Origin of the sequence: Corallococcus sp. NCSPR001 (genome assembly GCF_017309135.1) — a bacterium.
Taxonomy (GTDB): domain Bacteria; phylum Myxococcota; class Myxococcia; order Myxococcales; family Myxococcaceae; genus Corallococcus.
This window is the reverse complement of record NZ_JAFIMS010000002.1, coordinates 6,886,454-6,908,297: the sequence shown is the minus strand read 5'-3', so window position 1 is coordinate 6,908,297 and position 21,844 is coordinate 6,886,454. Positions and strand designations below refer to the sequence as shown.

At 70.2% G+C, this 21,844-nt stretch carries 21 protein-coding genes; 19 read left to right on the top strand and 2 right to left on the bottom strand.

Annotation, left to right across the window (positions count from 1 at the left end; genetic code table 11):
• The 16 genes from nrdR to JYJ93_RS29675 all read left to right on the top strand — a co-directional run bounded on the left by nrdR (position 1) and on the right by JYJ93_RS29675 (position 14,668).
• Positions 1 to 504: a transcriptional regulator NrdR gene (gene nrdR / locus JYJ93_RS29750; protein ID WP_014395456.1), complete on the top strand. Its 504-nt coding sequence runs from the start codon at positions 1 to 3 to the stop codon at positions 502 to 504.
• Between the two features lie 10 nt (positions 505 to 514).
• Positions 515 to 1,678 carry a bifunctional diaminohydroxyphosphoribosylaminopyrimidine deaminase/5-amino-6-(5-phosphoribosylamino)uracil reductase RibD gene (gene ribD, locus JYJ93_RS29745; protein WP_206797954.1) on the top strand — a complete coding sequence of 388 codons (1,164 nt, stop codon included), beginning with the start codon at positions 515 to 517 and terminating at the stop codon, positions 1,676 to 1,678.
• Between the two features lie 40 nt (positions 1,679 to 1,718).
• Positions 1,719 to 2,384, top strand: coding sequence for a riboflavin synthase (locus tag JYJ93_RS29740; RefSeq protein WP_206797953.1), 666 nt, complete (start codon positions 1,719 to 1,721; stop codon positions 2,382 to 2,384).
• Between the two features lie 27 nt (positions 2,385 to 2,411).
• Positions 2,412 to 2,912 (top strand): 6,7-dimethyl-8-ribityllumazine synthase, encoded by a 501-nt coding sequence (gene ribE, locus JYJ93_RS29735; protein ID WP_120618948.1) that lies wholly within the window; start codon positions 2,412 to 2,414, stop codon positions 2,910 to 2,912.
• Between the two features lie 5 nt (positions 2,913 to 2,917).
• The gene (gene nusB, locus JYJ93_RS29730; RefSeq protein WP_206797952.1) at positions 2,918 to 3,343 is read left to right on the top strand and encodes a transcription antitermination factor NusB; all 426 of its coding nucleotides are present in this window, start codon (positions 2,918 to 2,920) and stop codon (positions 3,341 to 3,343) included.
• Positions 3,340 to 3,831, top strand: coding sequence for a M17 family peptidase N-terminal domain-containing protein (locus tag JYJ93_RS29725; protein WP_171425185.1), 492 nt, complete (start codon positions 3,340 to 3,342; stop codon positions 3,829 to 3,831). Before nusB ends, JYJ93_RS29725 begins: the two co-directional genes overlap by 4 nt.
• A gap of 54 nt (positions 3,832 to 3,885) precedes the next feature.
• Complete coding sequence (locus JYJ93_RS29720) at positions 3,886 to 4,260, top strand: response regulator (RefSeq protein ID WP_120525327.1); 375 nt, start codon at positions 3,886 to 3,888, stop codon at positions 4,258 to 4,260.
• A complete protein-coding gene (locus tag JYJ93_RS29715) occupies positions 4,257 to 6,506 on the top strand; it encodes a chemotaxis protein CheA (RefSeq protein ID WP_206797951.1) in 2,250 nt (749 codons plus the stop codon). Before JYJ93_RS29720 ends, JYJ93_RS29715 begins: the two co-directional genes overlap by 4 nt.
• Positions 6,507 to 6,540: 34 nt before the next feature.
• Positions 6,541 to 7,104 carry a chemotaxis protein CheW gene (locus JYJ93_RS29710; RefSeq protein WP_206797950.1) on the top strand — a complete coding sequence of 188 codons (564 nt, stop codon included), beginning with the start codon at positions 6,541 to 6,543 and terminating at the stop codon, positions 7,102 to 7,104.
• Positions 7,101 to 7,628: a chemotaxis protein CheW gene (locus JYJ93_RS29705; protein ID WP_206797949.1), complete on the top strand. Its 528-nt coding sequence runs from the start codon at positions 7,101 to 7,103 to the stop codon at positions 7,626 to 7,628. Before JYJ93_RS29710 ends, JYJ93_RS29705 begins: the two co-directional genes overlap by 4 nt.
• Before the next feature lie 159 nt (positions 7,629 to 7,787).
• Complete coding sequence (locus tag JYJ93_RS29700) at positions 7,788 to 9,779, top strand: HEAT repeat domain-containing protein (protein WP_206800513.1); 1,992 nt, start codon at positions 7,788 to 7,790, stop codon at positions 9,777 to 9,779.
• Positions 9,780 to 9,792: 13 nt separating this feature from the next.
• The gene (locus JYJ93_RS29695; RefSeq protein ID WP_206797948.1) at positions 9,793 to 10,665 is read left to right on the top strand and encodes a protein-glutamate O-methyltransferase CheR; all 873 of its coding nucleotides are present in this window, start codon (positions 9,793 to 9,795) and stop codon (positions 10,663 to 10,665) included.
• Positions 10,665 to 11,708 (top strand): chemotaxis-specific protein-glutamate methyltransferase CheB, encoded by a 1,044-nt coding sequence (cheB, locus tag JYJ93_RS29690; RefSeq protein ID WP_206797947.1) that lies wholly within the window; start codon positions 10,665 to 10,667, stop codon positions 11,706 to 11,708. Before JYJ93_RS29695 ends, cheB begins: the two co-directional genes overlap by 1 nt.
• A 69-nt stretch (positions 11,709 to 11,777) precedes the next feature.
• Positions 11,778 to 12,161 (top strand): response regulator, encoded by a 384-nt coding sequence (locus JYJ93_RS29685; protein WP_206797946.1) that lies wholly within the window; start codon positions 11,778 to 11,780, stop codon positions 12,159 to 12,161.
• A gap of 27 nt (positions 12,162 to 12,188) precedes the next feature.
• On the top strand, positions 12,189 to 12,962 hold the full coding sequence (locus JYJ93_RS29680) for an ABC transporter ATP-binding protein (RefSeq protein WP_206797945.1): 774 nt from the start codon (positions 12,189 to 12,191) through the stop codon (positions 12,960 to 12,962).
• Positions 12,959 to 14,668 (top strand): putative ABC exporter domain-containing protein, encoded by a 1,710-nt coding sequence (locus JYJ93_RS29675; RefSeq protein ID WP_206797944.1) that lies wholly within the window; start codon positions 12,959 to 12,961, stop codon positions 14,666 to 14,668. Before JYJ93_RS29680 ends, JYJ93_RS29675 begins: the two co-directional genes overlap by 4 nt.
• Positions 14,669 to 14,683: 15 nt before the next feature.
• Here JYJ93_RS29675 and JYJ93_RS29670 read toward each other — a convergent pair whose 3' ends face one another.
• A complete protein-coding gene (locus JYJ93_RS29670; RefSeq protein WP_206797943.1) occupies positions 14,684 to 15,991 on the bottom strand; it encodes an anti-phage deoxyguanosine triphosphatase in 1,308 nt (435 codons plus the stop codon).
• 199 nt (positions 15,992 to 16,190) lie between these two features.
• Between JYJ93_RS29670 and JYJ93_RS29665 the strand changes: the two genes are divergently transcribed.
• A complete protein-coding gene (locus JYJ93_RS29665) occupies positions 16,191 to 17,081 on the top strand; it encodes an NAD(P)-dependent oxidoreductase (protein WP_206797942.1) in 891 nt (296 codons plus the stop codon).
• Between the two features lie 7 nt (positions 17,082 to 17,088).
• Here JYJ93_RS29665 and asnS read toward each other — a convergent pair whose 3' ends face one another.
• A complete protein-coding gene (asnS, locus tag JYJ93_RS29660) occupies positions 17,089 to 18,489 on the bottom strand; it encodes an asparagine--tRNA ligase (RefSeq protein ID WP_206797941.1) in 1,401 nt (466 codons plus the stop codon).
• Between the two features lie 193 nt (positions 18,490 to 18,682).
• Between asnS and leuS the strand changes: the two genes are divergently transcribed.
• Together leuS and JYJ93_RS29650 are read left to right on the top strand one after the other, a co-directional pair.
• Entirely contained in the window at positions 18,683 to 21,184 is a 2,502-nt protein-coding gene (gene leuS, locus JYJ93_RS29655) for a leucine--tRNA ligase (protein WP_206797940.1), read from the top strand.
• A gap of 20 nt (positions 21,185 to 21,204) precedes the next feature.
• Complete coding sequence (locus JYJ93_RS29650; RefSeq protein ID WP_206797939.1) at positions 21,205 to 21,795, top strand: hypothetical protein; 591 nt, start codon at positions 21,205 to 21,207, stop codon at positions 21,793 to 21,795.
• The last annotated feature ends 49 nt before the right edge of the window (positions 21,796 to 21,844 follow it).

The following is a 21,844-nucleotide window of genomic DNA, read 5'->3' as shown; positions in this document are numbered from 1 at the left end:
GTGCGCTGCCCCTTCTGTCAGGACCCGGAGAACAAGGTCATCGACTCGCGAGAGTCGCACGAGGGCTCCGTCATCCGGCGGCGCCGCGAGTGCCTGGCCTGCAAGCGCCGCTTCACCACGTACGAGCGGGTGGAGGAGCTCTACCCGCTCATCGTGAAGAAGGACGGGCGCCGCGAGGCCTTCGACCGCGAGAAAATGCTCAACGGTCTGAAGAAGGCGTGTGAGAAGCGCCCGGTGTCCGCCGCGCAGCTGGAGGCGACGGTGGAGGACATCGAGCGGCTGCTCCAGGGGATGGGGGAGAAGGAGGTCCCCTCCTCATCCATTGGCGAGCACGTGATGCGGCGGTTACAGCAACTGGACGAGGTGGCCTACGTGCGCTTCGCGTCCGTGTACCGAAGCTTCCGGGACATCTCCGAGTTCATGCACGAGCTGAAGGACCTGCTCGAGGACCAGGAGCGTGAGCGCAAGGCGAAGCCGCCTGTGACTCCGCCCAAGGACGGTTAGGAAGGGCGGTATGCGCTTGCTCACGCGGTCACGGTTGCAGGCGGTGAAGACGCCCCGCTCCAAGCGCGCGGCGGACTTCGACCACGCGGTGGCCGAGTTCTTCATGCGCATCGCCCTGGAAGAGGCCTCCAAGGGCCTGGGCCGCACCAGCCCCAACCCCGTCGTGGGCGCGGTGCTGGTGAAGGGCGGGCGCATCATCGCGCGCGGCCACCACAAGAAGGCCGGCACGGCGCACGCGGAAGTCGTGGCGCTGGAGGCCGCGGGCTCCAAGGCGCGCGGCGCGGACCTCTACACGACGCTGGAGCCGTGCGACCACTACGGGCGCACCCCGCCGTGCAGCCTGGCGGTGCTGGAGGCCGGCGTGCGGCGCGTGTTCAGCGCCTCGTCCGACCCGAACCCGCTGGTCAGCGGCAAGGGGCTCAACCGGCTCAAGCGCGGCGGCGTGGCGGTGGTGACGCACGTCCTCAAGGACGAGGCGGACGCGCTCAACCGGCCCTTCTTCAAGATGATGCGCACGGGCCTGCCGTGGGTGACGCTCAAGGCCGCGGTGACGCTGGACGGGAAGATCGCCGCGCCTTCCGGCGACTCGAAGTGGGTGACGGGCGAGGCGTCGCGCGCGTGGGTGCACCGGCTGCGCGACCAGGTGGACGCCATCCTCGTGGGCGCCAACACCGTGCGCATGGATGACCCGCGGCTCACCACGCGGCTGCCGGGCGGCGGGGGCAAGGACCCGGTGCGCGTGGTGGTGGACTCGCACCTCAAGCTGTCTCCGGGCCACACCGTCTTCACCCAGCGCAGCCCCGCGCGCACCGTCATCGCCACGCTGGAGGATCCGGAGGGCCGGCGCGCCCGGCGCTTCCTGGCCCAGGGCGTGGAGGTGTGGAACGTGCGCGCGAAGCAGGACCGCGTGGACCTGAAGGCCGTCTTGAAGCGCGTGAAGAAGGAGGGGCTCAACCACGTGCTCGTGGAGGGCGGCGCGGGCCTGTACGGCACGCTGCTTCGCGAGCACCTGGCGGATGCGCTCGCCTTGTTCCTCGCTCCCAAGCTGGTGGGGGCCGGGGGCCTGTCATGGGCGGGGGAGCTGGGCGTGAAGGACATGGCCCACGCCCTGGCCGTGAAGGACCTGACGATGGAGAAGGTGGGGGACGACGTGCTCCTGCGCGCCCTGCTCTGAAGGCCAGCGCCCGGACAGGGCATCCGTTAAGGTTGCGGCCATGTTCACCGGCCTCATCCAGGACACTGGCACCATCACCCGCGTCACCTCTGGCGCGATGACCGACTACTGGATTCGCACCTCCCTGGGCGCGGAAGCCTTCGCCCTGGGGGAATCCATCGCCGTGGACGGCGCCTGCCTCACCGTCGTGGAGAAGGGCGGGGACACCTTCCGCGTGCAGGCCGCCCCGGAGACGCTGCGGCGCACCACCCTGGGGGACCGCAAGACGGGCGACCGGGTGAACCTGGAGCGGGCGCTCGCCCTGGGGGACCGGCTGGGCGGACACCTGGTGTCGGGCCACGTGGACGCCGTCAGTGAAGTGCTGGAGACGTTCGCGGAAGGGGGCTCGTGGGTGATGGTGTTCCGGCTACCCCCGGAGCTGGCCCCCTGCTTCATCGAGAAGGGCTCCGTCACCATCGACGGCATCAGCCTCACGGTGAACGCGGTGGATGCCAGCACCTTCCGGGTGCAGTTGATTCCGGAAACCCAACAGCGCACCACCCTGCACGGCAAGGGCCCCGGGGCGAAGGTGAACCTGGAGGGCGACCTCATTGGCAAGTACGTGGCCCGGCTGTACGCCCTCCGGGGCGCCCCGGAGGCGGCTGGCCAGGGAGCGGGGCTGACGGAGGCGGTGGTACGGGCGGCGGGTTTCAGCCCTCGCGGGTAGGGGCTCGGGTGGTGTAAGGAGCGCGCCATGCCTCGCTATTTCGAAGGGGATTTCCTCCCCCCCCAGGGCCGGTTCGCCATCTGCGTGTCCCGGTTCAACAGCTTCATCACGGAGGAGCTCTTGAAGGGCGCCGTGGACACCCTGGTACGCCATGGCGTGAAGGACGACGCCATCGACGTGTACCGCTGCCCCGGCACCTATGAGCTGCCCGGCCTCACCCGCCGCGTGTCGGAGGGGGGCCAGTACGCGGGCATCATCGTGCTGGGCGCGGTGATTCGCGGCGGCACCCCCCACTTCGACTACGTGGCCGGCGAGTGCGCCAAGGGCATTGGTTCGGTGGCGTTCAGCGCGGCTTCCGGCGTGAAGCCGGCGGCGGTGACGTTCGGCGTCCTCACGTGCGATACCGTGGAGCAGGCCATCGACCGGGCGGGCGTGAAGGCGGGCAACAAGGGCGCGGAGGCCACGCTGGCCTGCATCGAGATGGTCAACCTCTTCGCGCGCATGACGGGCGCGGAGCGAAAGGGATAACCGCGATGGGCGCGCGCAGAACAGCACGGGAGCGGGCGCTGCAGGCGCTCTATCAACTGGAGATGACCCAGGGCGCCACCACGCGGGAGGCCCTGGATTCGGCGTGGGCCGCCTCCGCGGAGGACGGCAAGCCGGAGCCGGACGCGGTGAAGTTCGCCAAGGAGATCGTGGAGGGCGTGGAGGCCCACCGCGAGGAGATTGACGGGCTCATCGAGCGCCACAGCCACAACTGGCGCCTGGACCGCATGTCCCGCATCGACCGCAACGTCCTGCGGCTGGGCATCTTCGAGCTGAAGTACCGCCCGGACATCCCCCGCAAGGTGACCATCAACGAGGCGGTGGAGCTGGGGAAGAACTTCGGCACCGAGGAGTCGAGCGCCTTCGTCAACGGCCTCTTGGACCGCGTCGCGGTGGCGCTCGGGAAGCCGTGAGCCAGACGCAGACCCTGGACGTGGGCCTGGAGGGCCTGGACGCGCTGAACGGGGTGGACGCCCTCTGCCTCTTCGTGGCCGAGGACGACCGCCCCCTGCCGTCCTCCGCCGGCTACGTGGACTGGCGGCTGTGCGGCGCCCTGTCGCGCGTGCTCCAGGGTGGGTTCTTCACCGGTGTGAAGGACGACTGGCTCCTGCTGCCTTCGGACGGGAAGCTGTCCGTGCCGCGCATCTTCGTGGTGGGGCTGGGCTCCCGGAAGCGCCTGGACGCGGCCTCGCTGGGGGAGGCGCTGGCGGGCGCGGCGAAGGTCCTGAGCCGCGCGAAGGTGGAGGCCGTGGCCTTGGAGGTCCCCCAGGGGTCTTCCCTGAGCGACTCCGCCCGCGCGGAGGCGTACCAGCGGCAGTTCCTGCCCGCGTTCAAAGGGGGACGGGTGTCCCTGCTCGCGGACAAGGGCCTTGTCGGGTCGCTGTCATCCCGGAAGGGTTGACGCGCAGCGTCCGGACGGGGGTTCTGCTAGCATCCAGCCCTTGAGGCGCGCGCGATGAAGTTCAAGGTGTTGATCGTCGAGGACTCCAAGGTGTCGCGCGAGCACATCGCCGCGACCGTGGAGGCCGTGGACGGTGTCGAGGCCGTCACCACCGCCAGCGGCTTCGAGGCGCTGAAGCTGCTGCCTCGCCAGCGCTTCGACCTCATCATCACCGACATCAACATGCCCGACATCAACGGGCTGGAGCTCATCAACTTCGTCAAGAAGAACCCCAACTACCGGGACGTGCCGCTCATCATCGTCACCACCGAGGGGCGTGAGCAGGACCGCTCGCGGGGCATGGCGCTGGGCGCGGCCGGCTACCTGGTGAAGCCGTTCCAGCCGGAGGACCTGGAGGCGCTCCTGCGGCGCTTCCTGAAGCCCCTGTGACGCCCGGAGGCAAGGCGCTGGCGGAGTTCGTCGCCGAGGCCACCGAGATCCTGGATGCGCTGGGCCGCGACCTCCTGGCGCTGGATGAAGCGCGGGGCCAGGAGGCGGACCCCGAGCACATCAACGGCATCTTCCGCGCGGCGCACTCGCTCAAGGGCCTGTCGGGCCTCTTCGGCCAGGAGCGCATCAGCCAACTGGCGCACGCGGCGGAGGACCTGCTGGACCGCCTGCGGTTGGGCCGGCTGACGCTGGATGACGGGGTCCTGGACACGCTGGTGGACGCGCTGGACACGTTCCAGGCCCTGCTCGGGGAGGCGTCCCGGAGCGAGGAGGGACAGGACCTCACCCAGCGCACCCGCGACATGGAGGACCGCATGGCGCGGCTGGGTTCACCCCCGCCCGCCGTGGAAGAGGATCCGCTGGAGCGGCTGGAGCTGGACGCGACGGTGCGCGCCGTCTTCACCGAATACGAAGAGCACCGGCTGCGCGAGAACGTGCGGCGCGGCGTGGCGCTGTGGCGCGTGCGCGCGGCGTTCGACCTCACGGACTTCGACCAGGGCCTGGCGGACCTGAACGCGCGCCTCAAGCCGCTGGGCGAGGTCATCAGCACGCTGCCCTCGTCGCGGCCGGGCGGCGCCAACGGCATCGCGTTCGACCTCATCTTCGGCGCGAAGGTGGACGCGCGAGCCTTGGAGGACGGCCTCCGGGGCTCACCCGCGGAGTTGGCGCCGCTGGCCGTCCGGCCGCCGGAAGCGGGCTCCGAGGGGCCCGCGTTCCACGTGCCCTCGCCGCGCCAGGTCGTGGCCGTGCGCGAGGACGTCGAGGTCCTGCCTCCGGACGCGGACGAGGACGGGGCTGACGAGGACGGCGAGGCGCTGGTGGGGACCACGAGCCTCGCGACCGTGCCCGCGCCCCCGGTGTCGGGGGCTCCGCGCATGCGGGCGGTGACGCCTCCGTCCACGGTGGTGGGGCTCCAGGCCGCCGCGTCCGCACCGCTTCCCGCGGGCCGTCCCAAGGCGGAGGAGACGTCCCTGCGCTCGCTCACGCAGACGGTGCGCGTGGACATCGGGCGGTTGGACGGGCTCATCAACATGGTGGGTGAGCTGCTGCTCATCAAGGCCAACCTCCAGCGGCTGGCGGAGACGTCCCGGCAGGACGGCACCGTCGCGCTGTCCAAGCTCTTCGGCCAGGAGCTGTCGCGGGAGACGCGCCAGCTGGAGCGCAAGCTGGAGGCGCTGCAAGAGGGGCTGCTCGAAGCGCGCATGGTCCCGGTGGGCCAGGTCTTCGACAAGCTGGCGCGGCTGGTGCGCAAGATTGCCCGCGAGGCCGGCAAGGAGATCGACTTCGTCAGCTCCGGCGGCGAGGTGGAGCTGGACAAGCTCATCGTCGAGGAGCTCAGCGATCCGCTGATGCACCTCATCCGCAACGCCATCGACCATGGCGCGGAGGGCCCGGAGTCGCGGCAGTCCGCGGGCAAGCCCCGGCGCGCGACGGTGCGGCTGCGCGCGGAGCAGAAGGGCAACCACGTCGTCATCAGCGTGTCGGATGACGGCTCGGGCATCGACGAGGTGCGCGTGCGCGAGGTGGCGCTGTCGCGCGGGCTCGTCACCCCGTCGCAGGTCAGTGAGATGACGCGGCGGGAGCTGCTCAACCTCATCTTCCTGCCGGGCTTCTCCACCCGCGCCAGCGTCAGCGCGCTCTCCGGAAGAGGCGTGGGCCTGGATGTGGTGAAGAACAACCTGGGCAACCTCTCCGGCATCATCGACGTGTGGAGCGAGCGCGGGAAGGGCACGGCCTTCCACCTGACGCTGCCGGTGACGCTGGCCATCGTGCGCGCGCTGGTGGTGGGCGTCAGCGGCCGCACCTACGCGGTGCCGCTCAACAGCGTGCTCGAAATCCTGTCCGTGCAGCCGCGCGACATCCGCACCGTGGAGCGGCGCGAGGTGCTGGACCTGCGCGGCCAGACGCTGCCCTTCCTGCGGCTGGGGCGCCTGTTCCACCTGCCGGAGCGCGAGGTGAGCCGGCACTTCGTCGTCGTGGTGGGCCTGGCGCAGCAGCGGCTGGGCATCGCGGTGGACGAGCTGTTCGGCCAGCAGGACATCGTCACCAAGCCCCTGGGCGGCCGGCTGAGCCGCGTGAAGGGCATCTCCGGCGCCACCGACCTGGGCAACCGCCGCACAGTCCTGGTCCTGGATGTCGCGGAGCTCCTGGAAGAAGGCATCGCGCAGGAGCGGCGCCGCGCTTGAGGCGTCCCCGCCGGGGGCTGCTATCCTCCCGGCCGTGTCCCGTTTCGAAGCCCTGCTCGACGCGTTCTTCTACCGTCCGGACGAGGACGTCGGCGGCCTGCTGGACTTCGCCGCGGGCAGTGACGGCCTGGCGCAGCCGCTGCTGGAGGAGGAGCCCGTCGAGTACCTGGCCTTCCGCCTGGAGGCGGAGTGCTACGCGGTGCCCATCCTCGCGGTGAGGGAGATCTGCAAGGTGCCGCTGCTCACGGAGATTCCGCGCGCGGAGCCGCAGTTGCTGGGCGTGATGAACCTGCGCGGGGAGCTGTTGCCCGTCTACGACGTGAAGCTGCGGCTGCGGCTGGCGGACGTGCCGCCGTTGGTGGCGGGGCCGGACGCGGGCCTGCCGCCCCGGGCCGCGCGCATCCTGGTGCTCAAGACGGCGGACGGGCCCGCGGGCGTGTGGGTGGATTCGGTGGCGGGCGTGGTGCGGCTCAAGCCGTCCATGGTGGAGCTGTCGCCCGCGGGGCTGCGCGGGGACCGAGACTGCGTGGCGGGGCTGGGGCGCAAGGGCTCGCAGCTCTACATCCTGTTGGATCCGGAGCAGGCGCTCGCCCCATGACGGACCCCGTGAACCTGCTGGCCCGCCGCCCGCGCGGTGACAGGGCCTCCGAGACGCCCGCGGCCGAAGCGGAGGTGCAGCTGTGCGCCTTCTTCGTGGGCAACGAGGAGTACGTCCTGGACATCATGCGCGTGGAGGAGATCCTCCCGCCCCAGCGCGTGATTCCCATCCCGCACGCGCCCGCCTTCGTGGAGGGCGTGCTGCACCTGCGCGGCGCGATGCTGCCCGTGGTGGACCTGCACCGGCGCCTGTTGGGGCAGCCCGCGCAGGAGATGCGTCGCACGCGGCTGCTCGTGTGCCGGCTGGGAACACGGCGCGTGGTGGCCCGGGTGGACCGGGTGGCGGAGGTGCTGCGCGTGCGCCGCTCCGACATCAAGCCCGCGCCCGCGCTCATGGCCGGGGGACGCACGCCGTTCGTGGTGGGCGTGTGCGGACCGCCGGAGCGGCTGCGGCTGCTGTTGGACCTGAAGGCGCTGCTGCGCGCGGCGCTGGAGCGCGACTCCCGCCCGCCGTCCGCTGGCTGAGCGCGCCGCATGTGGCGAAGGGTGCGAGGGTGAACGTTTCCATCCGGCGCGGGGCTGCCCTCCGGCGGTGGGAGCAGCCTCGTGGAACGCGACTCCTCCATCGGGTTCGAGCAGGATGCGGACATCCCGAGCAACACGAGCCCCAACGGAGGACGGCGGATGAGCGACACGGTGCGGTCCCCCGCGGGGCAGGAAGAGGCGCGGTATCGGGCATTGCAGGCGGTGGATCCGCGCGCGCCCGGCGCCCTGGAGACCTTCACCACCGGCCTGCATGACGAGAGCTGGCGCGTGCGCCACGCGGCGGCGGAGGGGCTGCGCCACGTGCCGGATGCGCCGGGCGTCACCGCGCGGCTCATCTCCGTCCTGGGCGAGCGCGGCGAGACCGGCGCACGCAACGCGGCGGCCGAGGCGCTGGCCGGAATGGGGCCGATGGCGATAGGGCCACTGGTGCGCCTGCTGGAGCACGAGGATCCGGAGCAGCGAAAGCTGGCGGCGGACATCCTGGGCCAGCTGGGCCGCCCGGAGGTGGAGGACGTGCTGCTGCGCGCGCTCTCCGACGACGACCTCAACGTGCGCGTGTCCGCCGCGGAGGCGCTGGGCCGGATGGGCGGGGAGGCCGCGGCGCGGGCGCTGGAAGGTCTGCTGGACGCGCCCACGCCCCTCTTGCGCCTGGCCGCCCTGGAGGGGCTCGCGTCGCTCAAGCGCGCACCGCCGCTGGAGCGGGTGATGGCGTTGGTGGAGGACCCGGGAGTGCAGCGCAGCGCCCTGCGGCTGCTGGGCCTGTACGCGCCGGGCGTGGCCACGGAGCGCATCTGCCGGGCGCTGGCGTCGCCGGTGCGGTCGGTGCGCGAGGCGGCGCTCGTCGCGCTGGGAAAGCAGGCCGTGGGGCTGGGCCCGTACGAGCGGGGGGAGCTGGATGTCGTGGCGCGCTCGGTGCTGAGCGGCATCCCGGGCGTGGCGGCGCACGTGGCGCAGGCGCTGGACGGCGACGACGTCCGGGTGCGGGCCGGCGCGCTGGTGGCGGCCGGCGCCCTGGGCGAAGCGTCGCTCGCGGTGGCGGTGGCGGAGGTGGCGCGCGAGGACCGGCTGCTGCGCGAGGTGCTCTTCACGCTGGGCCAGTTGGGGCCGGAGGGCCGGCGTCTGCTGCTCGGGAGCATGGGCACGCTGTCGTTGCCCGCGCGCACGGTGGCGGCGGAGGCGCTGGTGCTGCTGGTGGACTCGACGTCGGTGCCGGAGCTGTGCGCGCTGCTGGAGTGGGCGGAGGACGACCTGCGCTCGATAGTGGTGCGCGCGCTGGGGCGCACGCGCTCGCCGGAGGCCGTGGCGCCGCTGGTGGAGCTGCTCTCGGACCCCGTGCTCTCGGGCATGGCGGCGCGAGCGCTGGAGCAGCTGACCGTGGCCCACCCGCTGGAGGCGCTGGCCGCGCTGGAGGCGGCGGTGGAGCAGCGCACGACGCCCGCGGCGGTGGCGGTGCTGGGCCGGCTGGGTGGGGCGCGGGTGCTGCCCGTGCTGCGGCGCATCGCTCGGGATGAAGACCCTTCCTGGCGCGCGGCGGCGGTGGAGGCCGCGGCCCGTGCGGACGGCGAGGCGGGCCTGGAGCTGGCGCGCGGCGCGCTGGCGGACGAGTCCCCCAAGGTGCGCATCGCGGCGGTGCGCTCCCTGGGGCAGCAGGGTGGCAAGGAGACCGCGGCGTTCCTGGGGCTCGCGCTGAAGGACGAGGACCGCGGCGTGCGCGTGGCCGCGATAGAGGCCGTGGGCGCGGCGGGTGCGAAGGAGCGCTCGCCGGACCTGGAGGCGCTGGTGCGCCACGGCGACGGCGCGCTCGCGATGCTGGCGGTGCGCGCGCTGACGAAGCTGGGGACGGTGGGCGCGGGCGTGCTGTGGGACGCGCTCAGCCATCACGACGCGGAGGTGGTGAAGGCGGCGTTGGCGGCGCTGGGGTCGGCGGAGGCCTCGGCGGATGGGGCGGCGCTGGCGGTGTCGCTCCTGGGCCATCCCCGCTGGGACGTGCGGGTGGCCGCGGCGCGCGTGCTGGGCGGACTGGGGCGGCCAGAGTGCCTGCCCGCCCTCCAGCAGGCGATGGCGGTGGAGCAGGACGCGCTGGCCCGGGCGGCGCTGGCGGAAGCGGTCGTCCGGTTGTCGGGGCGGTGAGGGGAGGACTCGGATGCCACGCTTCGACGAGGGCCGCCCGGAGATGACGCTGGAGGAGTTCCGGCTGCTGCGCGACCACGTCTACGCGCACTGCGGAATCCTCATCCACGAGAACATGAAGTTCGTGATGGAGCGCCGGCTGTGGCCCCGGCTGGAGGCGCTGGGCATCCAGGACTTCGGCTCCTACCACCGCTACCTGCGCTACGACGCCCAGCGCAGCGCGGAGCTGGAAGCGGCGGTGGAGTCCCTCACCACGCACGAGACGTACTTCTTCCGCGAACCCGCGCAGCTCAAGGCCTTCCGCGAGGAGCTGCTCCCCATCCTGGAGAAGCGCAACGCGCACACGCGGCGGCTGCGGCTGTGGTCGGCGGGGTGCTCCTCCGGTGAGGAGGCGTACACGCTGGCCATGCTGCTCAAGGAGAGCGGCCGCTTCGAGGACTGGGACGTGGAGGTATTGGGCACGGACCTGTCGCGCCGCGTGCTGACCGTGGCCCGCCGCGCCGAGTACGGCCCCAGCGCCCTGCGCGCGACGCCGCCGGACCTGCTGGAGCGCTACTTCATCCCCGTGGGCGTGAACCGCGTCCGCGTGCGCGACGACGTGAAGGCGTGGGTGAGCTTCGGGCACCACAACCTGTCGGACGTGGCGGGCAGCCAACTGGTGCCGCGCTCGGACGTCGTCTTCTGCCGCAACGTGATGATCTACTTCGACCTGGCCGCGCGCCGCCGCGTGCTGGGCGTCATCCGCGACCGGCTCTGTCCCGGGGGCTACCTGCTGCTGGGCCACGCGGAGAACCTGCTCAGCCTGGGCGCGGACTTCGAGCTGGTGCACCTGAAGGGCGACCTCGTCTACCGCCGGCCCGAGTTTCCGGGCGGGGAGGGCCGCTGATGGCACGCCCGCTCACGGTGCTCGTCATTGACGATTCGGCCACCAACCGCCGCACGCTCACCACGCTGCTGGAGTCCTCCCAGGAGGTGATGGTGCTGGACTGGGCCCAGGACGGCGAGGAGGGGCTCAAGAAGGTCCTGGACCTGAAGCCCGACGTGGTGACGCTGGACCTGGAGATGCCCCGGCTGGGTGGCCACACCTTCCTGCGGCTGCTCATGCGCGCGGCGCCCACGCCCGTCATCGTCATCTCCAGCTACGCGCACAGCTCGGACGTGGGCAAGGCGCTGGAGCTGGGCGCGTTCGACTTCATCGCCAAGCCGCCCCAGGGCACGCCCGCGGCGCTGGAGCACCTGCGGCGCGAGCTGCTCGACAAGGTGCTCGCGGCGCGCCACGCGAAGTCCGGGGGCCGCCAGGGGGCCTCGCCGCGCCCCGCCCTGCTGACGGGGGAGGTGCCGCAGGTCATCGCCGTGGGCGCGTCCACGGGCGGGCCTCCCGCGGTGCAGCGGCTGCTGGAGGGGCTGGCCGTCGAGCCGACCGTCAGCGTGCTGGTGGGCCAGCACATGCCCTCGCAGTTCACCAAGGCCTTCGCGGAGCGGTTGGATCGCATCGGCCCCTTCACGGTGACGGAGGCGTGCGAGGGCGAAGTGGTGAAGCCGGGCCACGTCTACATCGCGCCGGGAGGCCGCCACCTGGTGCTGTCGGACCGCACCGGGCGCCTGGAGCTGCGCACGCCGTCGCCGGTGCCCACGGACAAGTACGCACCGTCGGTGGACCGGCTCTTCGAGAGCGCGGCGGAGGTGCTGGGCGCGCGCGCGGTGGCGGTGGTGCTGACGGGGATGGGCGCGGACGGGGCGCAGGGCGTGCGCGCGGTCCGCCGCGAGGGCGGCGAGACGTGGGCCGAGTCCGAGGACACGGCGGTGGTGTACGGCATGCCCAAGGAGGCCATCGCCACGGGCGCGGTGAGCCGGGTGCTGGCCCTGGACGCCATCGGGACGGAGCTGGCCGCGCTGGTGCGCCGCCGCAGGCAGTCCGGCGGGCATTGAATCGGTGGCTGCATGACAGCCGCCGCACAATCCCGGGCCGGCCGGCGCGCGGGTGCTAGGCTGGTGTCCATGTCGCAGCAGATCCGCGCACTGGTGGTGGATGACTCGCAGGCCATGCGCCGCAGCATCATGTACGCGCTCCAGCGCCTGGCCGACGTGGTCTGCATCGAGGCACAGGACGGCGTGGAGGGGCTCAAGAAGCTCTCCACGCAGGGCCGCTTCGACCTGGTGATGACGGACATCAACATGCCGTTGATGGACGGGCTGAAGCTCATCCACCACATCCGCCAGACGGAAGAGCACCGGGCGGTGCCCATCGTCGTGGTGACGACGGAGGGCGCGGCGGCGGACCGGGAGCGGGCCATGGCTCTGGGAGCCACGGCCTACCTGGTGAAGCCCGTGCAGGCCCGCGTGGTGCTGGACACCGTGAAGGAACTGCTGAAGCTCGGCTGAGCTTCGACAGGAATTCCAAGGGCACGCATGGAACCGGCGCTGGACGTCGAGGGGCTGGAGAAGACGTACGGCGCGGTGCGGGCGGTGCGAGGCCTGTCCTTCCAGGTGGCCCCGGGCGAGGTGCTGGGCCTGGTGGGGCCCAACGGCGCGGGCAAGACGTCCACGCTGCGGTGTCTGGCCGGCATCCTCCCGGCCTCCGAGGGGCGCGTACGGGTGGCGGGCTTCGACGTGGCCCGGGCGCCGGTGGAGGCGAAGCGCCAGCTGGCCTTCCTCCCGGACGAGCCGCGCTTCTTCGAGTACCTCACCGTCTGGGAGCACCTGAACTTCACCGCGCGCCTCTACGGCGTGGAGGACTGGGAGGAGCGGGGCCGCGCGCTCCTGGAGGAGATGGAGCTGACGGGCCGGGAGAAGTCGCTGCCGGGCGAGCTGTCGCGGGGCATGAAGCAGAAGCTGTCCATCGCGTGTGGCTTCCTGCACCAGCCCCGGCTCATCCTCCTGGATGAACCGCTGACGGGGTTGGACCCGCTGGGCATCCGCCGCATGAAGGCCTCGCTGCGCCGCCGCGCGGAGGAGGGCACGGCGCTGGTGCTGTCGTCGCACCTGCTCCCGCTGGTGGAGGAGCTGTGCCACCGGCTGCTCGTCATCGCCGGAGGGCGCGCGGTGGCGCTGGGCTCGCTGCCGGAGATCCGCGAGCAGATGGCGGGCGGAGCCGGGGACGGCGCGTCGCTGGAGGAGCTGTTCGTGCGCATCACCAGCGCGGCGTCGGAGGAGGCGCGGGCGCGGGGGACCGAACCGGCGTGAGCTTCCCGAGCGCGGTGGCGTTCCTCTGGGTGAGGACGTGGCGCAACCGGGTGGTGCGCCAGGTGCAGCGGCTGAAGCGTCCGCGCTACCTCCTGGGCGCGCTGGTGGGGCTCGCGTACCTGTACTCGCTGGTGGGGCGCAGCGTCTTCGTGCAGGGCACGGGCCGCGCGGTGTCACCCAACGCGAGGCTGTTCGCGGAGTTCTCGCTGGAGGTCTCCGTGCTGGGCACGCTGGTGACGGCGTGGGTGCTGGGCGCGGACCGGCCCGCGCTGACCTTCACGCAGACGGAGGTGCAGACCTTCTTCGCCGCGCCCGTCACGCGCAAGGCGCTCCTGCACTACAAGCTGCTGCGAGGCCTCTTGAGCGCGATGCTCGCGGCGCTGGCGGCGACAATCTTCGTGGGGCGCTTCACCAGTCCCCGCCCGGTGCTCTTCTTCCTGGGCGCGGCGCTGGCCATGGGGACGCTCTACCTGCACGGCACGGCGGCGTCCTTCGTGCGCGCGTGGCTCGTGTCGCAAGGCCGCTGGGGCAGCGCGGTGCGGTGGGCCATCGTGGCGGTGGTCCTCGTGGCGGGGATGGGCACGCTGCTGTCCACGCTGCGTGACCACCCGCTGCCGGAGAACCTCTCCCGCCCCTTCGCCGTGCGCGAGTGGTTGCGCGATGTGCTCGACGCCCCCGGACCCCGAGCGGTGCTGTGGCCGGGCCGGGCGCTGGTGGCCCCCGCCATGGCGCGAAGCTGGGAGGGCTTCCTGCGCTACCTGCCGGCGTCGCTGGCGCTGCTGGTGGCGCACTACGCCTGGGTGCTCGCGGTGGAGGTGCCCTTCGAGGACACGGCGGTGGCCGGGGCGGAGGCGCGGACGCGGCGGCGGGAGCAGCGGGCCGCGCGCTCGGGCTCCATCCGTGTCGGCAAGGTGCCCTTCGTGCTGAAGGCCCGGGGGCGTCCGGAGGTCGCGCTGCTGTGGAAGAACCTCATCGCGCGCAGGCGCATGGGCAGCGGGCTGGTGATGCTCTTGGCCTTCGGGGTGCTGGGCGCCGTGTTCGCGCTGGTGATGGGGGACACGCGGCTGTTCTCCAACAGCCGTGAGTTCCTGGGGCCCATGGCCCTGATGGTCGCGCTGGCCATGGCCGTGATTGGCCCGAGCGCGTTCCGCACCGACCTGCGCATGGACCTGCCGAAGCTGGAGCTCCTGCGCGCGCTGCCGCTCACGGGGCGGCAGGTGGTGGGCGCGGAGCTGGCTGCGTCCGCGCTGACGTTGGGTGTGGCGCAGTGGGTGATGCTGCTCGTGGCGCTGGTGCTGGGCGTGGGCGCGGACGACGTGACGCTCGCGCCGTGGTCCACGCCGGTGGTGCTGGGGCTCCTGCCGGTGCTGCCGGCGCTGGGCCTGGCGGGGCTGTTCGTGCAGAACGCGGCGGTGGTGCTCCTGCCCGCGTGGATTCCCGCGGACTCCGAGCGGGCGCGTGGCGTGGAGGCGCTGGGCCAGCGGCTGCTCACGCTGGTGGGCACGCTGGTGGTGACGTTCCTGGGACTGTTGCCGGCCGCCGTGGTGGCCCTCCTCGTGGGCTATCCGTTGTTCACTGTCATGGGGCGCTGGGCGGTTCCGCTCGCGGGACTGGCGGCGGCGGGAGCACTCTTCGCGGAGGTGGCGCTGGGCGTCGCCGTCCTGGGCCGCGCCTTCGAGCGGCTGGACGTGTCGGAAGAGACGTAGTCGTTACGCGCAAAATTAGGCTGGAGAAAGTGCACTTCCTCGCCGAGGAACAAACAGGCGCTCGTACTGCTTGGTGGCGAACTCATCTGTCATGCCTGAAACGTAGTCGCAGATGACCCTCATCGCCTCTTTGCCCGTCCGAGTCTTGTGCTCTATGCGAAATGTCTCAGGCAGTAGCTTTTCGGGGGCGGCAGCGATCGCCTTGAAGAGTTCAAGGACCAAATGGCCCCCTCGGTATTCCAGGGTTTGTACCGTGTGTGTGTTGATTACTCTCTCGAACTCTACGTCCTTGAGCTTGCTCAAGAGGGCGTCGGCTTCGTTTGTGAGTCGAGCATTGTATTTGAGTAAAGGGGTTTCGAACTCATCCTGCTGAGCCCATCTCGACGCCTGGATGAAAGCATTGACGAGGGCGCCAGTTGCTTGCTTTCTGATGTGATGGCTCTTCGAGAATATCTTGTGAAGGGACTTGTTGACTTCGAACTTTGTTGCCCATGCGCTGTCTGGGTCCCAAGCAATGTTCTCGATATCTGCCTGCTCTATGAGTCCGAGCGCTGCCGCGTCCTCAAGATCGTGAACGCCGAACGCAATGTCATCGGCCAGAGTCATGATTGAGGTGTCGAGCGACTGCCACTTAGGCTTGCCATGCTTGTTCTTGGTGGCAAGGGCTTTGGGTTCTGTAAAACGAGATTTCTCGGTAGATGGAAGAGGTTCTAGGATGAAGTCGACGACGTCTTTGTCATCGTCAAGGTAGCACTTGGGTGGCTTCCAGTCATTCCAGCGGATCTCGAATCTGTCGTTGGGTATTTTTGTTGTTTCAGTGTTTTGAATTTGTGAATAGGAGGTTGGGTATTTAAGGACGCCGAGAAGCGTCCGGCGTGTTGGGTTTAAGCCATAGCTTTCCGTATGGGCTTCGAGCTTTGCCAGGAGACGCAAAGTTTGCCCATTCCCCTCAAAGCCGCCGTGTTGCAGCATGGCGAGGTTGAGCGCAGTCTCACCAGTATGTCCGAATGGTGGGTGTCCAAGATCGTGCGCAAGGCAAATTGCTTCTAACAAGTGCGTTGGGGGTAGGTGGCGCTTAAGATCAGGCTCTTGGCGACCGAGTACATATAGGAGCCCTCTGCTGATCTGCGCTGCTTCCATTGAGTGAGTTAGCCGGGTTCGATGAAAATCCCCTTCACCAATGCCCAGGACTTGGGTCTTTGCCTGGAGTCTTCGAAAGGCGGCCGAATGAATGATTCGTGACCGATCTCGCTCGTACCCATCGCGCCTATCTTCACTTCGAGGGCTTTCCGGAAGACGTCGTTGCTCCCATGGTGAATCCATAAACCCACCTTGCATAGAGTAGACCTCAGTAGATTAGTTGGCTTGTTGAACGCAGGAAAGCAGTGCCCTGCCAAGATCTGAACGTCGAGACTGAATGAGGTCTGGATTGACCTTGTGAGTCTTCGGAAGATCATGTGCTTGATGTGCTTGATGGGCGATGCCTGCCCTTGTTTCGTCGATAACGTAAGGGGATTTCAGTATGAAGGTCGGCTTCATCGGGTTGGGGAACATGGGCACGCCGATGGCGAAGAACCTGGCCGGCGCGGGCCATGAGCTCGTCGTCTGGAACCGCACCGCCTCCAAGGCGGATCCGCTGAAGGAGCAGGGCGCGCGCGTGGCGAAGACGCCCGCGGAGGCCGCCCGCGACGCGGAGGTCGTCGTGTCCATGCTCGCGGATGACCACGCCGCGGAAGAGGCCGTGCTGGGCAAGGACGGCATCGTCAGCGCCCTGCCGAGGAACGCCGTCCACGTCTCCTCCAGCACCATCTCCGTCGCGTTGTCGGAGCGCTTGACGAAGGCGCACACGGACGCGGGCCAGGGCTACGTCTCCGCCCCCGTCTTCGGCCGGCCCGAAGCCGCCGCAGGCAAGCAACTGTGGGTCGTCGCCGCGGGCCCGAAGGCGCAGGTGGAGCGCGTGCGTCCGCTGCTCACGGCCCTGGGTCGCGGCCTCACGGAATTGGGCGAACGGCCGTCCGCCGCGAACACGGTGAAGCTGTCCGGCAACTTCCTCATCGCGTCGATGATGGAGGCGCTGTCGGAGGCCTTCGCGCTCGCGGAGAAGTGCGGCGTGGAGCGCGCCGCGTTCCTGGACGTCTTCAAGTCCGTCTTCGCCAAGGCGCCCATCTTCGAGAACTACGCGGGCGCCATCGCGAAGGGGCAGTACTCGCCCGCGGGCTTCGCGCTGCGCCTGGGCCTCAAGGACGTGTCGCTGGCGCTGGATGCGGGAAGGGCCGCCGAGGTGCCCCTCCCGCTGGCCAGCCTGCTGCGAGACCACTTCCTCACCGGCGTCGCCCAGGGGCGCGGCGATGAGGACTGGTCCGCGCTCGGCGCGCTCGCCCAGGAGCGCGCCGGCATCACGAAGAAGTCCTGAGCCCGGACTAGAACGTCGCGGAGCCCGGGACGCGCGGGTAGGGGATGGCGTCCCGGATGTTCTGCAGGCCGCACATGTAGACGATGAGCCGCTCGAACCCCAGACCGAAGCCCGCGTGCGGCACCGTGCCGTAGCGGCGCAGGTCGCGGTACCACTGGTAATGCGCGGGATCGAGGCCGAACTTCTTCATGCGCGCGTCCAGCACGTCCAGGCGCTCCTCGCGCTGGCTGCCGCCGATGATCTCGCCGATGCCCGGCGCGAGCACGTCCATCGCGGCCACGGTCTTCCCGTCGTCGTTGATGCGCATGTAGAAGGCCTTGATGGCCTCCGGGTAGTTCATCACCACCACGGGCCGGCCCACGTGCTCCTCGGTGAGGTAGCGCTCGTGCTCCGTCTGGAGGTCCTTGCCCCACTCCGGCGCGTACTCGAACTTCTTCTTCGCCTTCTGGAGGATGGAGACGGCCTCCGTGTAGTCGATGCGCTCGAAGCTGGAGCCGATGAACTTCTCCATCCGCTCCGTGACGCCCTTCTGCTGGCGCTCCTCGAAGAACTTCATGTCCGGTGCGCACTCCTCCAGCACGGCCTTGAACACGTACTTGAGGAACCGCTCCGCCAGCAGCGCGTCCTCGTTGAGGTCCGCGAAGGCGATCTCCGGCTCGATCATCCAGAACTCGGCCAGGTGCCGCGTGGTGTTGCTGTTCTCCGCGCGGAACGTGGGGCCGAACGTGTAGACCTTGGACATGGCCAGGCAGTACGCCTCCACGTTCAGCTGCCCGGACACGGTGAGGTAGGCCTCCTTGCCGAAGAAGTCCTTGCCCCAGTCAATCTTGCCGTTCTCGCCCCGCGGCGGGTTGTGCGCATCCAGCGTGGACACGCGGAACATCTGACCCGCGCCCTCCGCGTCGCTCGCGGTGATGATGGGCGTGTTCACCCAGCAGAAGCCCTCACCGTGGAAGAAGCGGTGCACCGCCTGCGCCGCCGCGTTGCGCACGCGGGTGATGGCCCCGAAGGTGTTGGTGCGCACGCGCAGGTGCGCCACCTCCCGCAGGAACTCCAGCGAGTGCTGCTTCGGCTGGATGGGGTAGGTGTCCGGGTCGTCCACCAGGCCCAGCACCTGGACCTCATCCGCCTGGATCTCGAAGGCCTGCCCCTTGCCCTGCGACTGCACCAGCGTGCCCCGGCAGATGACGGAGGCGCCCGCGGTGAGGTGCAGGACTTCCTTCTCGTAATTGGGCAGCGAATTGGGCGCGACGACCTGGATGGGGTCGAAGACCGACCCGTCGCTCACGTTCACGAAGCTGATGCCCGCCTTGGAGTCGCGGCGCGTCCGCACCCAGCCGCGCACCTCCACCTTCGAGCCCGCTTCGACGGCCCCCGACAGGGCCTTCTTCACACTCACGACCTGCATGGTGCTCTCCCTCTGCTCCAGACCGGGAAGGCGAGTTAGTCGCGCCCGGGCCCGAGGGCAAGCACCGTCAGCGCCCCCCGACTCCCTCCGGGGCCTCCAGGTCAGGGACTCCGGGGCGCCAGCCGTCCAGGCTTCCGACGCGCCAAGACTTGTTGCCCGCGTGTCCTACCTCCCGCTAAGAGTCCGAAAAGCCATGGCGATGAACGAGCGTTACGAGCCGCAGTCGATTGAAGGAAAGTGGCAGACCCGCTGGGAAGAGGAGGGCCTCTTCCGGGCAGGCAGGCGTCCGGATGCCCCGAAGAAGTACGTCCTGGAGATGCTGCCGTACCCCAGCGGCCAGATGCACATGGGGCATGTGCGCAACTACCTCATCGGGGACGTCTACGCGCGCTACTACCAGATGCGCGGCTTCGACGTGCTGCACCCCATGGGCTGGGACGCCTTCGGCCTGCCGGCGGAGAACGCGGCCATCAAGGACGGCGTCCACCCGGCCATCCGCACCCGCGAGAACATCGAGTCGTTCAAGGCGGAGATCAAGACGCTCGGCTACAGCTACGACTGGACGCGCGAGGTCAACACCAGCCAGCCGGAGTACTACCGCTGGAACCAGTGGTTCTTCCTCCAGATGCTCGAGCGCGGGCTCGTCTATCGCCGCTTCAGCAAGGTGAACTGGTGCACCGGCTGCCTCACCGTCATCGCCAACGAGCAGGTGAAGGACGGCCGCTGCGAGCGCTGCGACTCCGAGGTGCAGGACAAGGAGATGCCCGAGTGGGCGTTCCGCATCACGAAGTACTCGCAGGACCTGCTCGACGCGCTCGACACGCTCAAGGAGTGGCCGGACCGCATCACCTCCGCCCAGCGCAACTGGATTGGCCGCTCGGACGGCGCGGAGGTGGACTTCCGCGTGCAGGGGCATGACGCCGCCCTTCGCGTCTTCACCACCCGCGTGGACACGCTCTTTGGCTGCACCTACGTGGTGCTCGCGCCGGACCACAAGCTCGTGGCCCAGGTGACGACGGCGGACCGCCGCGCGGACGTGGACGCGTTCGCGAAGAAGATGGCCGCGCAGAACAAGACGGAGCGGCTGGGCGAGGACGCGGAGAAGGAGGGCGTCTTCACCGGCGGCTACGCGCTCAACCCGGTGACGGGCCAGCCGGTGCCCATCTGGATCGCCAACTTCGTGGTGAGCGACTACGGCACCGGCGCGGTGATGAGCGTCCCGGCGCATGACGCGCGCGACTTCGCCTTCGCGCGCAAGTACTCGCTGCCCGTGCGCGTGGTCATCCAGCCCGCGTCCGGCGACAAGCTCGGCGCCGGGGAGACGCTCGACGCGGCGTACACGGAGGACGGCGTCCTCGTGGACTCCGGTGACTTCACCGGCATGCCTTCCGCTGAAGCGCGCGTGAAGCTCGCGGCGAAGCTGGAGTCGCAGGGCCAGGGCAAGGCCACGGTGACGTACCGCCAGAAGGACTGGGGGTTCAGCCGCCAGCGCTACTGGGGCACGCCCATCCCCATCGTCTACTGCGAGAAGTGCGACCCCGAGCGCAAGGGCATCCCCGTCCCGGTGGAGCAGCTCCCGGTGCGGCTGCCGGACATCGACACGCAAGCGGTGCTCACCGGCAAGGGAGAGCCGCCGCTCGCGAAGGTGCCGGAGTTCGTCAACGCGACCTGCCCGAAGTGCGGCGGCGCCGCGCGCCGGGAGACGGAGACGATGGACACCTTCGTCGACTCCTGCTGGTACTTCGCGCGCTACCTCTCGCCCAAGTACGACGTGGCGCCCTTCGACCCGAAGGAGGGCAAGCGCTGGCTCCCCGTGGACATCTACGTGGGCGGCCCCGAGCACGGCGTGATGCACCTGCTCTACTTCCGCTTCTGGACCCGGGTGATGAAGCTCCTCGGGCTGTCCCCGGTGGACGAGCCCGTCACGCGGCTCATCACCCAGGGCATCGTCAACGGCGCGGACGGCCGGAAGATGGGCAAGCGCTACGGCAACGGCGTGGCGCCCAACACCATCGTGGCGAAGTACGGCGCGGACACCGCGCGCACCTACGTGCTCTTCGCGGGCCCGCCGGAGCGCGACTTCGACTGGTCCCACGAGCAGGTGGAGGGCGTGTTCCGCTTCCTCAAGCGCGTGTGGACGCTGGCGGCCACGCACCACGCTTCTTGCGCGGAGGCCACGTACTCGGGCCCGTATGAGGGCAAGGCGCTGGAGACGCGCCGCGCGGCGCACAAGTGCGTCAAGCGCGTGACGGAGGCGATTGAACGCCTGTCCTTCAACACCGCCGTCGCGGGCGTCATGGAGTGCGTGAACGCGCTCTACGCGGTGGGCACGCCGGAGACGCCCGCGGAGAAGGCGGCGATGGGCGAGGCGGTGCGGCTGCTCGCGCGCATCCTCACGCCCATGGCGCCGCACATCGCGGACGAGCTGGCGGAGGCCTACGGCGCGAAGGCGTCCACCGTCACGGAGGCCTGGCCGGAGTTCGACCCGGCGCTGGTGGTGGACGACGTGATTCCGTACGCCGTGCAGGTGAACGGCAAGCTGCGCGCGGAGGTGCGCGTGGCGGCGGACGCGGACGAGGCGGCGGTGCGCGCGGCGGCGGAGGCGGACGACAAGGTGAAGGCCGCCCTGGAAGGCAAGACGCTGCGCAAGTTCGTCTTCGTCCCCAAGCGGCTGGTGAACTTCGTCGTCGGCTGACGGCGGGAGAGGGAGGGGCGGTGCCCGCGGAAGTGCTCGTCATGTGCTCCGCCTGCGGGCGCCCCCAGACGGCGGCCCGGCGCCGCTGCGCCTTCTGCAACGCGGAGCTGCCGGAGGCGCCCCTGCCGCCCCGGTCTCACGCGCCTTCGGAGTCGCCCGCGCCGTTTCCGGGCGTCACCCCGCTGGCGTTGGATCTGGGCAACCGGCGCGCCCTGGCGGTCAACGACACGCGGCTGTCGTTCCAGGGGCGCCCGGGAGGGGGGCCGACGCTCGACGTGCCCTGGACGCGGGTGCGGCGGCTGGCGTGGCACACGCGGCCCTACTTCGAAGCGCTGGGGCTGCTCGCCTTCACCGCGCTGGGCCTCCTCTGGGCGCCGACGCAGGCGGTGCGGCTCCTGGCCCTCGTGGCGGGCGTCATCGGCTTGCTGCTCGCCGCGCTGTACCGCCACCACGGGCTCACGCTGGAGCTGGATGACGGCACGCGGATGCAGTGGCCCCTGGGCATGGCGTTGAAGGGCTCCGCTCGCGAGGCGCGGCTCCAGTCAGCACGCGCCACGCTCGCGGACACCGGACGCATGCGAGGCGTGCCGCTGGCCGGCTCCGGCGCTTGACGGTGGATCGCGGCCGGGTAGGGTGCGCGCCCATGCGGCCCTCAAGGAA

Bases quoted from the DNA above. Each gene is read 5' to 3' on its own strand.
- ribD (WP_206797954.1), top strand. From the start codon at position 515: ATGCGCTTGCTCACGCGGTCACGGTTGCAGGCGGTGAAGACGCCCCGC.
- JYJ93_RS29740 (WP_206797953.1), top strand. From the start codon at position 1,719: ATGTTCACCGGCCTCATCCAGGACACTGGCACCATCACCCGCGTCACC.
- ribE (WP_120618948.1), top strand. From the start codon at position 2,412: ATGCCTCGCTATTTCGAAGGGGATTTCCTCCCCCCCCAGGGCCGGTTC.
- nusB (WP_206797952.1), top strand. From the start codon at position 2,918: ATGGGCGCGCGCAGAACAGCACGGGAGCGGGCGCTGCAGGCGCTCTAT.
- JYJ93_RS29720 (WP_120525327.1), top strand. From the start codon at position 3,886: ATGAAGTTCAAGGTGTTGATCGTCGAGGACTCCAAGGTGTCGCGCGAG.
- JYJ93_RS29705 (WP_206797949.1), top strand. From the start codon at position 7,101: ATGACGGACCCCGTGAACCTGCTGGCCCGCCGCCCGCGCGGTGACAGG.
- JYJ93_RS29700 (WP_206800513.1), top strand. From the start codon at position 7,788: ATGAGCGACACGGTGCGGTCCCCCGCGGGGCAGGAAGAGGCGCGGTAT.
- JYJ93_RS29695 (WP_206797948.1), top strand. From the start codon at position 9,793: ATGCCACGCTTCGACGAGGGCCGCCCGGAGATGACGCTGGAGGAGTTC.
- cheB (WP_206797947.1), top strand. From the start codon at position 10,665: ATGGCACGCCCGCTCACGGTGCTCGTCATTGACGATTCGGCCACCAAC.
- JYJ93_RS29685 (WP_206797946.1), top strand. From the start codon at position 11,778: ATGTCGCAGCAGATCCGCGCACTGGTGGTGGATGACTCGCAGGCCATG.
- JYJ93_RS29680 (WP_206797945.1), top strand. From the start codon at position 12,189: ATGGAACCGGCGCTGGACGTCGAGGGGCTGGAGAAGACGTACGGCGCG.
- JYJ93_RS29670 (WP_206797943.1), bottom strand. From the start codon at position 15,991: ATGGATTCACCATGGGAGCAACGACGTCTTCCGGAAAGCCCTCGAAGT.
- JYJ93_RS29665 (WP_206797942.1), top strand. From the start codon at position 16,191: ATGAAGGTCGGCTTCATCGGGTTGGGGAACATGGGCACGCCGATGGCG.
- asnS (WP_206797941.1), bottom strand. From the start codon at position 18,489: ATGCAGGTCGTGAGTGTGAAGAAGGCCCTGTCGGGGGCCGTCGAAGCG.
- leuS (WP_206797940.1), top strand. From the start codon at position 18,683: ATGGCGATGAACGAGCGTTACGAGCCGCAGTCGATTGAAGGAAAGTGG.